Here is a 12,371-nt window from a genome sequence, read left to right as displayed (position 1 = left end):
ATAAATGGCATCTTTTAACAAAATGTTTACAAATTGCTTTCTACCTTTTGGTATACTAATCTAGTAAGAAAGAGTTATTCATGTTGGTAAAAGATCGAAAATTCCCTACAAATGGGGCCTAATTTTTACAGGGTGTCCAATTCTCTCAAGACTTACGCTCCCAAATCAGCTTTTGAATGAAAATGGTTCATTACAGCCATTTTTCATTCGCCAAAAAACCGATTTATTCAGTTGTGTGGATAGGTCCTATATCTGTACCTGCAAAATGTAATTGTTAAATTCAACACTGGGATCGACTGGATATGATACTTAAACTTCGGAAATTAGCCCCGGTATTGGCAGGAACGGCCTCTATCGTTGCCATATCGATGATAGGCTTGTCGAACGTGAGTGTAGATCGGGCGTTGCGGAATACAACGCTAAGTTCGAGTTTTAGCTCGATCGCTTGGGCTAATGCTCCGTTCCAATACAATCCCCCCAGTCGGGGAACACCCAAAACTACTGTAGGAGCTGGCTCGCGGGGATGTACTCAGTCTGTACCGATCGGCGTGGCTCTGCTGGTTCCTAACGATCATAACGGACAAACTGTCTCCGGTCATCCCACATTTCTATGGTACGTCTCAGATAAAACATCGGTACCGGTACAGTTTTCCTTAGTCGAACCGGGAGTATCGAAACCGCTATACATACAGCAGATGTCGGTGGAAAAAAGCGGCATTATGCAGGTGCAGCTACCCAAGGAATTGCCCGAACTGCAAGCAGGTAAAAAATATCGGTGGTCGGTGTCTCTAATCTGCGATTCTAATCGCCCTTCTAATAATGTATTTGTGCAAAGCTGGATCGAGCGCGTCTCTCCCAGTGCGGATCTAACTCAAAAATTGGCAGCAGTACAAACAGGAGACTCTTCTGCTCAGACGCTCAGAGAACAAGCCAGAGTTTACGCTCAAGCAGGCATTTGGTACAACGCCTTAGAAGATTTAGCTAGCAGCTACACAGCTAACCCAAAAGATCCGTCTATCAGTGCTGATTTTATGTCGCTGTTGGAGCAAGCCGGACTGAGCAAGGTGGCACTGCAAGAAAGACAACGGTTGGTAATGAACTAAATTTGAAATGTGAGTTATGAGTTATGAGTTAATTTTTTACATTCAAAACTCATAACTCATAATTATTTTAGACTGTTGCTGACAAACGCTCGGATAAAGCCGATCGCGCTTGTTCGCGATCGTCAAAATGAATTTTCTCCGTACCGAGAATTTGGTAATCTTCGTGACCTTTACCAGCGATTAAAACTCCATCTCCGGGTTGGGCTTCCAGAATAGCAGTGCGAATTGCGACAGCCCGATCGCATATCACTGTCGGATTGACTGACTCTGGAATACCAGCGAGGATATCTTGCAGAATTTTCTGGGCATCTTCAGTACGCGGGTTATCCGAGGTAACAACGACTTTATCAGCTAATTGAGCGGCAATCCCACCCATTTTAGGACGCTTGGTGCGATCGCGATCGCCTCCGCAACCAAATACGCAAATCATCTGACCCGGTATAAAAGGTCGCGCTGCTTTCAGTAAATTCTCCAAGCTATCCGGGGTGTGGGCGTAATCGACGATCGCACTGATATCCTGGTTGGGATTGATTTGTACCCGCTCCATCCGTCCGGGCACACCCGGAAATTCAGGAATTTTGTCTACAATTGCAGACAAATCGAAACCCAGATGCAAAACCGTTCCCACTGCGGCCAGCAAATTCGCTAAATTATACTGACCTACTAAGGGCGATCGAAAAGCAACTTCACCCTTGGGCGTGTGCAGTTTGCCGCTCACACCAGTTGGCTCGTAGCTCAGGTCGCTCGTCCACAGATCTGCTTTGGAGTTGTTTACGCTGTAACTCCAAACTCGATCCCGGTTTAACTGAGAAATTAACCGCTCTCCATAAGGATCGTCTAAATTAACGATCGCCCGCCCTTTCAGATAATCGGAATTAAACAGCAGTGCTTTGGCACTGAAGTAATCTTCCATATCTTTATGGAAGTCCAAGTGATCTTGAGTCAGGTTGGTAAAAACAGCTACTTCAAACGGACAACCCATTACCCGTCCCTGCGCCAGAGCGTGAGAACTGACTTCCATAACCAGCTTCTGGCAGCCAGCAGCTACAGCTTGAGCGAGTTGATGTTGCAATTCTACGGAGAAAGGCGTCGTATGGGTAGCAGTTTGCTCAAAACCGGGCCAACGAGCATAGAGCGTGCCAATTAAACCTGTAGCTTGCTTTGCTTGATTGAGAAAAAATTCAATTAAGTGAGTTGTAGTAGTTTTCCCGTTAGTACCGGTTACCCCAATCAGTTCTAGCTGTTGTCCGGGATAGCCATAAAAAGCTAGCGCCACTTCCGCACAAGCTTTCACCATGTCATTTGCCGGAATAACAAGGGGTTTCTCCCCCGCTCCCCCGCTCCCCCGCTCTCCCGCTCCTTTTTGGGCGGCGTGAGCAGAAACCAAGGCAGCTACCGCACCGGAGGCGATCGCGCTGGGCCAAAAATCCCCACCGTCTACCCGCGTTCCGGGCATTCCGATAAACAAATCTCCAGGTTTGCAGGCGTGGGAATTGGTCGTCAACCCAGTTACTTCCACATCTAGGGCCGACTCATGGGGCAACTCCACAATATTGGAAACTTTTGCCAATATTTCTCGCAGCTTCATGTCATCAACTCCTCACATATCCCTATTGCGGTTATTCTGAATCATTATTCACAAAATATTTCTGTAACATTTGCTCCAACTGCCGCACCGTAGCGCGAGGCGAAGGGCGGGGTATTGGTTCTTCTACGCCATTACGCTCTTCTCGCACTCGGAACAGGACGGGAATTTCGTATTGAAAGGCTTCAAACCAATCTTCACGAGTGGTGATGTCCCGTACCTCTAGATCGAATTTGAGATTTTCCACTTGTTCGAGCTTTTCTTGCAAGCCTTCGCACAAGTGACAACCGGGCTTGCCGTACAAAATTAATCGCATTTGCTTGATTCGATCGCTTCTTGCTGCCGACATCAGCTATTTTTAAACTAAGGCGGCTTAGCTGTTCTGGGTAGCACCCCCGATCTGAGGGTTCACATAACTATATATTCCTTTGCTAGGAGCAGATCGAGAAGTTGCTTGTTCTGCATTCCGAGATCGGGATTAGCTTGCTATGTTGCGTTTTATAACAATAATTTTCTTCCTGTACTAATTTCGCAAGGCTGTGTTACCATATTCACTGAGTAATAAGATTCGGTTGTGGCGTTTGTTTTTAGTATTGATGGGCATTTCCCTTTTGGTATTGACAGGCTTCTCTCCGAAATCTCAACCTCTGCACCTCTTAGATTTTGGAGATAATCTATGTCCATTTACGTAGGTAACCTTTCCTACCAAGTTACCCAAGAAGACCTGAGCGCTGTTTTTGCAGAATATGGTTCTGTAAAGCGCGTTCAGTTACCGACCGACCGGGAAACAGGTCGTCTGCGCGGCTTTGCTTTTGTGGAAATGAACAGCGAAGCAGAAGAAGCAGCAGCGATCGAAGCCCTTGATGGTGCTGAGTGGATGGGCCGCGACATGAAAGTCAACAAGGCCAAGCCCCGCGAAGAGCGCGGTCCCTCTGGTGGTGGCGGTCGCGGTCGGAGCAACAACAGCTTCTCTCGTCGGTACTAAACTTTAACGACTTGCCACTTCTCAGTGTGTTGAGATTCGCAGTGTTGAGATTCATCAGTCTCCGTTAATAAATTTAAGCAGAGAAGGCTCAGGCATAAGTGCTTGAGCTTTTTTTTGAAAAAACGGCGGGATCGATCTCCCACTCCCCCGCTCCCTCCAGGCGGCATTTTTATGTTTTTTTTATATTTTTGCCGCAGATATGATAAACTCCAGAAAAGCCCTGAGCAATAATACTCATTTAAAATTGCATCACGTGAATTCGATCGTTATATAATAAAGCACAATACCCGATCGGATTACGTGCATATCAGGGTACAATAAATTTAGAAGACGTTAAGGAAAGCAAAGTCGGACGGAAGCATGGTTTATTCTCTAGAAACACCGGTACAAATTGACAACCTTGACCTGGACGAACTCAATCAGCGGTTTGAATCCGCTCATCCCAGAGAAATCCTGGCTTGGTGCGTAGCGAATATCCCCACCAAACTGGTGCAAACCAGTGCTTTTAACGTGGATGACTTAGTAATCACCGATATTCTCTACCGCGAACTCAAGCCCAAAAAGGCCGTACCGGTGATGTTTCTGGATACCCTGCACCATTTTCCCCAAACTCTGGAGCTAGTAGCAAAAGCTGCCAAACTCTACAATTTAGATCTCCAGGTTTACAAAGTTCCCGAAATCAACTCCCGCGAAGCTTTTGCAGCCGCTTACGGCGATGCGCTTTGGGACAGAGACATTCAAAAATTCCACTACGTCACCAAAATCGAACCCCTGCAACGCGGTTTGTCAGAATTAGGCGCTGTGGCGTGGATTACCGGTCGTCGCCGCGACCAAGCTGTAACTCGCGCCGATATGCCCATATTTGAAAAAGATATCAAACACCGCATCAAGGTAAATCCGATCGCAGCCTGGACGCGCAAAGAAAGCTGGGGTTACGTGTCCGAGCATAACGTAATCTACAATCCCCTACACGACCAAGGTTATCCCAGCATTGGCGACGAACCCATCACCACACAAGTAGCCCCAGGCGAAGACGAACGCGCCGGTCGCTGGCGGGGAACCGGTAAGACAGAGTGCGGAATTCATATTTAATTTGCTGATTGGCAATCGGTCAATTTCAAATTTTAGATTTCAGATTTAAAATTTCAATAAATATGCAATTTTAAATCTGAAATCGGAAATTTGACAAATGAATAAAACAATCCAAGTCCTTCATCTGTCCGATATCCACATGGGAAGTGGGTTTCCCCACGGACGAATTAACCCACAAACAGGTTTGAATACGCGGCTGGAAGATTTTGTTAACACGCTGGGTCGGTGTATCGATCGAGCAATTTCCGAACCAGTAGATTTAGTTATATTCGGTGGCGATGCTTTTCCCGACGCTACACCGCCACCCTATGTTAAGCAAGCTTTTGCCAGTCAATTCCGCCGTTTGGCAGATGCCCAAATCCCCACAGTAATGCTGGTGGGAAATCACGACCAGCATTCCCAAGGTCAGGGGGGTGCAAGTTTGGGCATTTATCGCACTTTGGGAGTACCTGGATTTGAGGTGGGCGATAAAATAGAAACGCACCGCATCCAAACGCGCAATGGTTTTGTTCAAGTTATTACTCTTCCGTGGTTAACTCGTTCGGGACTGCTGACTCGTCCGGAAACAGAAGGACTCTCCCTGGCGGAAGTCAACGATTTACTGATTAAGCGCTTGGAACCGGCGCTAGAAGGAGAAATTCGCCGCTTAGACCCGGAAATACCGACTGTCCTGCTGGCTCACATTATGGTCGATCGCGCTATCTTGGGAGCAGAACGTTACCTAGCAGTTGGGAAAGGTTTTACAATTCCTCTATCTTTACTGACGCGACCCTGTTTTGATTATGTGGCTTTGGGTCACGTCCACAAACACCAAAATCTCAACTCCGCTAACGACCCGCCAGTTGTTTATCCAGGTAGCATTGAGCGCGTAGATTTCAGCGAAGAAAAAGAAGACAAAGGCTATGTGCTGATTCATCTGGAAAAAGGCAATGCTCAGTGGGAATTTTGTCCTCTACCGGTGCGATCGTTTTGTACGATCGAAGTAGATGTTTCCAAATCAGACGACCCACAAGCTGCCATACTCAAAGCAATTGCAAAAAAGAATATTGAAGATGCAGTAGTGCGACTAATTTACAAACTGCGTTCCGAACAACTAGACCAAATCGATACCGCTTCTCTCCACACAGCTTTAAGTAGCGCCCACACCTATACTATTCAACCAGAATTACTCAGTCAGTTGGCACGACCTCGCCTACCCGAACTCGGTTCTAGCGCTAGCATCGACCCCTTATCAGCGCTGAAAACTTATTTAGATAACCGAGATGACCTCAAAGATATTGCGAGTGAAATGATGGAGGCGGCGCAAAGTTTGCTTGCTGACGAGACAGAAGCCTGGTTAGATGGATCTGAGATGGAGGAAGCTAATCGAATGCCGATGGTAAATGCCGACGGTCAGTTGCGTTTGCTTTAGCTATTCTGGGAAATAGCTCTAACAAATGGTAATAAATTAAGTTTGTCAGTAAATAATATAGCAACTGATGAAAAGTCAGTTAGGACATTCTTAATTGCACCAAACGCTTGATTCTAGACTCTTCTAACAAACACCTATGATAGTTGCCGTACAAAATCAACAAACTGCATATCTACATATTGAAGGAGATATTCCAGCAGACCTAGATGAAGGAGTGTTTATTTCTGTAGCTAGAAAACCTGCTTTGAAGATTTATTCACTTGGCTTTCAACCCGCTAAATCAATTCCTGAAATTCCACGTTGGTTTTTACATAAATATGCGCGTAAACCATTTACTGTACTAGACCCTTTCGCTGGATCTGGTACGACAATAATTGAGAGCCTGAAGTATGGAGCATCTGTATATTGGCTAGACTATCACCCTCTCAGCCGTCTTATTTGTCGCGTCAAAACCACTTTTGCTTCACCTAGCGAAGTTTTGCAGTCAGCATCAGCAATTATTCAAACTGCCGAAAATCAGAAATATGCACCAAACACAGTTCACTTTGCCAATAAAGATTTCTGGTTTCAACAACAAGTTCAAGAAGGACTGGAAATTATTCGAGAGCATATAGAGGCGACAAAAATCACAATTCAACCTATACTTTGGTTGGCCTTTGCGTCAACCGTAAGAAAAACATCAAATATGAACGATGGAATGCTGCTAGCAGCTAAACGTTCTCGTTTTGAAGAGATACCGAAACGTTCGCGATCGGATGTTTTTAGATATTTTTTACAATATGTGGAAAAAGCAGTTGAAGCAATAGCTGAATGGCATCCATTTTTGGAAAAATCGATTAACAATGTGGAAGAGTTACCTTTCGCGGATGCGCGAAATTTGTCAGGCGACTGGTTGTGCGATGCTATTGTAACTTCTCCACCTTATATTAATGCCATAGATTATGTTTGGGCGGCTAAATTTGAACTACATTGGCTGGGAATGGTGGAGAGCGATCGCGAGCGATTGGATTTATACTCAAAGGAAATAGGAACTGAACGCATACCTAGAGACTGGAGTTTAGACCAGTCTTGCTAATACTTCGCAATGATAGTTTGCGTCAGGCTATAAACACTTGTGCTAGTAGTGGATGGAGGATAATGTCGGGTAACGATAGTTACGCATATCTTCTTGAGATTACTGGATTTGATTTACAGTTATGGTTGCAAGAAAGAAGAAATCGCTATTCCCTACCGTCCTAATGGCAGTTCCTCTTCTGCTGGGGTACGCAGAACATACTCGCTAATATCACTTCTTGACAGAAGAGCAAGTGTAAAATTTTTTGTTCTGCCGTACTTAGTGTGCTAAAATTGTAAAACCCTAGTGCAACCATAAAAAAAATAATATCGATTATGAAAAGAAAAATGACAAACTTACTAAATCTACCTGTTGCTATCGTAGAAGATGGTAATAAAGCCGAAAAAACATTAAGACTATATGTAATAAGAAAGAAAAACATTTCGATGTAACAAATCGCCAGAATGTAGTTGCAGTGAATTGTGATGTGCTAGTCTAGTAGACTCTTATCAGTTGGAAGAGTTGATATGTTCTTGAATCTCACATCTTCATTTAAATTTTATCCAAAAATATCACTATGAGTGAAGTTACAGCAACCAATGACAAAAAACCTACTCCTTGGGGATTATGGGTAACCATTGGCTTTTCAGGTATTGTTTTATCAGTAGTATTTTTTATTCAAATTGTACTGACTGTTGCTTTTCTGATATTCGTAATGTTCCAAAACCCTCCGATAAATTATGAAGATTTCGCCAAAGAATTAGTTTACAATGGAAACTTATTATCGCTAACCACGATAATTTCATCTCTTGCGGGTATTGGCTTAATAGTTTTATTTGTCAAAATTCGTAAAAACATAACAATAGAAAATTACCTTGGGTTGCAAAAATTCACAAAAAAAGAAGCTTTTATATGGCTGCTTTTTTATAGCGGTTACTTAGCCATATCTTATATTTCTTCGTATCTTTATAAGCCTCAATTTCCAGAATTTATGGAAAAGGCATACAAAACGGCTTCTTTTTTGCCAGCTTTTTATCTAGCCCTTGTGTTAATAGGCCCCTTATTTGAAGAGCTTTTATTTAGAGGATTCCTATTTGCGGGAATAAAATCTTCAAAGTTGGGTGCTACAGGAGCAATATCAATAACAGCATTAATTTGGGCAATAATACATTTACAATATGATTTATACTTTATAGTTAGTCTTTTGTTTTTAGGTCTTTTACTTGGAATAGCTCGCCTGAAAACTGGTTCTATTTACATTCCGATTTTTTTACATTCATTAAATAATATGCTAGCTATAATTCAAACTATATTATACATTGAAAAATTAACCTGAAGTCCCGATGCCTTGTTCTATTTCTAAACTTCTATCGGCGGTGCTAGTGGTAACTGGGGTCTTCCTAAACTACGCAGAACATCCTCAGCTAACACTGGCAGGTACTTGCGCTTCCAAGTGTCCGCCGCCGCCACTTGGGTTTATACCCGGACAGCGGGTAAATATACAGGTTGTCAACCGTACAAGCAGCATTGTGCTTTTGGAAAAGGTGCAGGATACGGACGCATTTCCCCTGCGACCGGGACAGGAGGTCAGATTTCAAAGGTGGACGGGAACGGAACCGAATTTGTCGGTGGTGTTTTGGGATGCGACGGGTCTGTCGTTGGTGACGAGACTTTCCAAGCCGGATGAGGACACGCTGCGGATCGAGTTGCGTCCTGGCGGTCGTCCTCCAGGCGATCGCTCTATCTACATTCTCAACGACGGTCGCGTTACTGTATTTTAAAAAAAGGTAAATTTTTGGTCAGAATCATCAAAAAAACTGTACTTTCTATATACTATGGCTTGTTGGTATTAAATTTGAAACCAAATTTTGGTAGCAACTGTTATGCCTAAACTTCCACGCTTTCTGTTGTTAGCAACTGCTCTGTTCGCTACTCCTGTTGTAATATTTAGTACAGCGATCGCAGGCCCGAAATTTTTGAAGACGGGAAAAGCGCTAAAGCCAGAAATGCCGATTAGTTTACAGGTAAGAAATCAAACATCGGAGACAGTTCAAATCGAAATACCGTCCTACACCGACCAAATTACTATAAAACCAAAAGAAAGGCGCAGATTTAAATTCAAACTCAGAAATAACGAACACGGTCTTTCTGTCCTGTACTGGACAAATCAACAAAAAATCGGATTGCAAGGCAAGATTGTGAAGCCGAATTCTCAAACCGTCAACTTAGATTTGTACCCCAGCAGCTACTATGATGACGATCGCGCTATCTACGATACGGAAATTCCCGGTAATGTTTTGGTTTTCTAATGCACAATAAACGATTGCCAAACCAGCGATGGCATATTTATCCAGAATTGCCAGAAAAAGCCGAAAAACTAGCGATGGCAAATAACCTGTCCCCATTGTTGGCGCAGGTATTGCTTAACCGAGGCATCGAGACGGCGGCAGAAGTACAAGCATTTTTAGATCCGGAATCTCAACTTTTGCCTTCGCCAATCGAAGAATTTCCCGATTTGGCGATGAGTCTGGAATTATTGCAAAAAGCAATAAAAAATCAAGAAAAAATTGCTATTTGCGGCGACTACGATGCTGATGGTATGACTAGCACCGCTTTGCTGCTGCGTAGCCTGCGCTGGTTAGGTGCTTTGGTTGACTATGCCATTCCCAGTCGGATGAGCGAAGGTTATGGTATAAATAAACGCATTGTAGAAGAATTTTACACAGAAGATGTCAAGCTAATTTTAACGGTAGATAACGGTATTTCAGCTTACGATCCGATCGATCGAGCGCGGCAGTTGGGTATAAAAGTTATCGTTACCGATCACCACGACATTCCGCCACAGCTACCACCTGCTGACGCCATTCTCAATCCCAAATTGATTCCAGAATCCTCACCATATCGCAGTCTGGCTGGAGTTGGCGTTGCTTATATTTTGGCAGTTTCTCTAGCGCAACAGCTAGGCAAAGCGAAAGGCTTAGTAAAGCCGATGCTGGAATTATTTACACTAGGTACGATCGCTGATTTGGCACCTCTAACCGGTGTCAACCGCCGCTGGGTAAAACGCGGTTTGCAAATGCTACCCGAATCTCAGCTAGCCGGAGTCCAAGCATTAATTCAAATGTCAGGAGTGCAGGAAAGCGGAGTCAATGGGGAGAACTCCACTTCAGCAATTAGCAATTATCAATCACTTAATCCAAAATCCAAAATCCAAAATCAAAAATCTTTAAAGCCGGAAGATATTGGCTTTAGACTCGGCCCCCGCATTAATGCGGTGGGTCGAATTGCCGACCCCCAAATTGTGATTGAATTGCTAACTACAGATGACATGGGGGTAGCACTAGAAAGAGCGATGCAATGCGAACAAATTAACAAGCATCGTCAAGAATTGTGCGAACAAATCGAACAGGAAGCAATTGCTTGGTGCGAACAAAGTCAAATTGATTTGCAGCAAGAGCGGGTTTTAGTTGTTGTTCAACCTAACTGGCATCACGGCGTTATCGGTATTGTAGCTTCTCGCTTGGTGGAACGCTACGGCGTGCCAGTGTTTATCGGTACTTACGAAGAAGATGAACACATTCGCGGTTCGGCGCGGGGAATCCCGGAATTTCACGTATTTGAAGCTTTGTTGTTCTGTGAGGATTTGTTAGGAAAGTTTGGCGGACACAAGGCAGCGGGGGGATTTTCTCTGCCAGCAAAAAATTTAGCCCAATTGCGATCGCGTCTCAGTATCTTTGCTCACAAATGTCTGCAACCAGAACACCTCAAACCGCTGCTGAAGATCGATGTCAAAACCGATCTGGCTCGAATAGATTACGAATTATACCAGCAAATTGACGCGCTGCATCCCTGCGGCATCGAAAACTCCGCACCTATTTTCTTTTCACCCAACGTGCGAGTTGTCGAACAACAAATCGTCGGCAAAGGTCACGTTAAACTAACGCTCGCGCAAGAAAGTTCGTCTTTGACAATTAAAGCGATCGCTTGGCGATGGGGGGATTACTTGCCCTTACCGTCCCCAGTGGATATCGCCTACCGACTGCGGGAAAATAACTTTAACGGTAACAAAACTGTTGAACTGGAATTAGTGGGAGTGCGACCTTCCGTAGTGCCGATCGATCGATCGCTTACTCTTCCTCTCAAAGCAGAATTTTACTACAAAGAGCGACGTTACACCTGCGGCTTCTTTGCCAAAGATGCTTCCCACGAATTAAGAATTCGCAATGCAGAAGGAAAAGTTTTGGCGATCGAAATCGGACAAACTACAGGCTTGCTTGGAAATAGCCGGGAAGAAGCCAAAGAGGTCGATATTTCCCAACCTTTTTATTCTCACTTAGTTGATGCAGCTTATACAGCTTTGGAAATCGCCAAAGGAAAAATTTGAGGGGGAAATTATCCCCCTTCTCCTTTTTCGCCGCCCTTGGACTCGCTTCGTTTTCTACAGGTCGCCGCCGCGAGTAGCCAGTACCACAATTACCGCAGGTCCGGCAAGCACGATCAGTGCCAGCAGAACCAGTTGGGCAATCACTTCCCAGTTGAGGCTGGTGATAGGGCTAAGAATCCCAGATAGAAAATCCATTTTTCCTCCCAAACTTACCCAACAAGTGAATGACTGTACTGGAAAATCCGCCATCTATATTACCTGGCGATCGCACCTCTTTTTTAATTAAATTCACAAAACTATAAAAAAAGATAAACAAAAGTGAAGTCAGCGGGGCGGCAGAAAAATCGCTAAGCTCAAGACTGGCAGAGACTTGAGAGCAGGTGTTGAACAATGGCAACTTGGCTTTGTGTAAAGCAGTGTGGAGCGTGCTGTCATCTAGATCCGGCAGACCGTCCCGACTTGGACGAGTATTTATCTCCAGAAGAATTGGAGCTATATCTGAGTATGGTGGGAGAAGGGGGATGGTGTATTAATTTTGACCCGATTAACCGCGAATGTCGCATCTATGCTAAGCGTCCGCGCTTTTGTCGGGTACAGGCAGACGTTTTTCAGGATATGTACGGCATCGAAGCGGAAGAGTTAAACGATTTTGCGATCGAATGTTGCCTTCAACAGATAGAGGGGGTGTATGGCGATCGTAGCCTGGAACTGCTCCGCTTTAACCGAGAAGTGGGGGAGTAGGGGAGCGGGGGAGTGG

The 12,371-nt window shown here is 44.5% G+C and carries 13 protein-coding genes; 10 read left to right on the top strand and 3 right to left on the bottom strand.

Features of this window, described 5'->3' with window-relative positions; genetic code table 11:
* Nucleotides 1-302: 302 nt before the first annotated feature.
* Nucleotides 303-1,103, top strand: coding sequence for a DUF928 domain-containing protein (locus H6G03_RS09950; protein WP_190464176.1), 801 nt, complete (start codon nt 303-305; stop codon nt 1,101-1,103).
* Between the two features lie 67 nt (nt 1,104-1,170).
* Here the strand turns inward: H6G03_RS09950 and H6G03_RS09945 are convergent, their stop codons facing one another.
* Both H6G03_RS09945 and H6G03_RS09940 read right to left on the bottom strand, forming a co-directional pair.
* A complete protein-coding gene (locus tag H6G03_RS09945) occupies nt 1,171-2,691 on the bottom strand; it encodes a UDP-N-acetylmuramoyl-L-alanyl-D-glutamate--2,6-diaminopimelate ligase (RefSeq protein WP_190464174.1) in 1,521 nt (506 codons plus the stop codon).
* Between the two features lie 31 nt (nt 2,692-2,722).
* Entirely contained in the window at nt 2,723-3,004 is a 282-nt protein-coding gene (locus H6G03_RS09940) for a glutaredoxin family protein (RefSeq protein WP_190464264.1), read from the bottom strand.
* A gap of 360 nt (nt 3,005-3,364) precedes the next feature.
* Between H6G03_RS09940 and H6G03_RS09935 the strand changes: the two genes are divergently transcribed.
* The 8 genes from H6G03_RS09935 (at nt 3,365) to H6G03_RS09900 (ending at nt 11,614) form a co-directional block, all read left to right on the top strand.
* A complete protein-coding gene (locus H6G03_RS09935; protein ID WP_190464172.1) occupies nt 3,365-3,673 on the top strand; it encodes an RNA recognition motif domain-containing protein in 309 nt (102 codons plus the stop codon).
* Nucleotides 3,674-4,033: 360 nt separating this feature from the next.
* Nucleotides 4,034-4,765 (top strand): phosphoadenosine phosphosulfate reductase, encoded by a 732-nt coding sequence (cysH, locus tag H6G03_RS09930; RefSeq protein WP_190464171.1) that lies wholly within the window; start codon nt 4,034-4,036, stop codon nt 4,763-4,765.
* A gap of 97 nt (nt 4,766-4,862) precedes the next feature.
* The gene (gene sbcD, locus H6G03_RS09925; RefSeq protein ID WP_190464169.1) at nt 4,863-6,176 is read left to right on the top strand and encodes an exonuclease subunit SbcD; all 1,314 of its coding nucleotides are present in this window, start codon (nt 4,863-4,865) and stop codon (nt 6,174-6,176) included.
* Between the two features lie 136 nt (nt 6,177-6,312).
* Nucleotides 6,313-7,251: a hypothetical protein gene (locus tag H6G03_RS09920; protein ID WP_190464168.1), complete on the top strand. Its 939-nt coding sequence runs from the start codon at nt 6,313-6,315 to the stop codon at nt 7,249-7,251.
* 556 nt (nt 7,252-7,807) lie between these two features.
* Nucleotides 7,808-8,566, top strand: coding sequence for a CPBP family intramembrane glutamic endopeptidase (locus tag H6G03_RS09915; protein WP_190464167.1), 759 nt, complete (start codon nt 7,808-7,810; stop codon nt 8,564-8,566).
* Between the two features lie 7 nt (nt 8,567-8,573).
* Complete coding sequence (locus tag H6G03_RS09910) at nt 8,574-9,011, top strand: hypothetical protein (protein WP_199315234.1); 438 nt, start codon at nt 8,574-8,576, stop codon at nt 9,009-9,011.
* Between the two features lie 102 nt (nt 9,012-9,113).
* The gene (locus H6G03_RS09905) at nt 9,114-9,539 is read left to right on the top strand and encodes a hypothetical protein (RefSeq protein WP_190464166.1); all 426 of its coding nucleotides are present in this window, start codon (nt 9,114-9,116) and stop codon (nt 9,537-9,539) included.
* The gene (locus tag H6G03_RS09900) at nt 9,539-11,614 is read left to right on the top strand and encodes a single-stranded-DNA-specific exonuclease RecJ (RefSeq protein ID WP_190464165.1); all 2,076 of its coding nucleotides are present in this window, start codon (nt 9,539-9,541) and stop codon (nt 11,612-11,614) included. Before H6G03_RS09905 ends, H6G03_RS09900 begins: the two co-directional genes overlap by 1 nt.
* A 54-nt stretch (nt 11,615-11,668) precedes the next feature.
* Here the strand turns inward: H6G03_RS09900 and psb30 are convergent, their stop codons facing one another.
* Complete coding sequence (gene psb30 / locus H6G03_RS09895) at nt 11,669-11,863, bottom strand: photosystem II reaction center protein Ycf12/Psb30 (protein WP_374790688.1); 195 nt, start codon at nt 11,861-11,863, stop codon at nt 11,669-11,671.
* A 141-nt stretch (nt 11,864-12,004) separates the two neighbouring features.
* Between psb30 and H6G03_RS09890 the strand changes: the two genes are divergently transcribed.
* Nucleotides 12,005-12,355, top strand: coding sequence for a YkgJ family cysteine cluster protein (locus H6G03_RS09890; RefSeq protein ID WP_190464164.1), 351 nt, complete (start codon nt 12,005-12,007; stop codon nt 12,353-12,355).
* Nucleotides 12,356-12,371 lie beyond the last annotated feature (16 nt).

It is taken from the genome of Aerosakkonema funiforme FACHB-1375 (assembly GCF_014696265.1).
GTDB classification, from domain to species: Bacteria; Cyanobacteriota; Cyanobacteriia; order Cyanobacteriales; family Aerosakkonemataceae; genus Aerosakkonema; species Aerosakkonema funiforme_A.
This window is presented reverse-complemented; position numbering and strand designations above follow the sequence as displayed.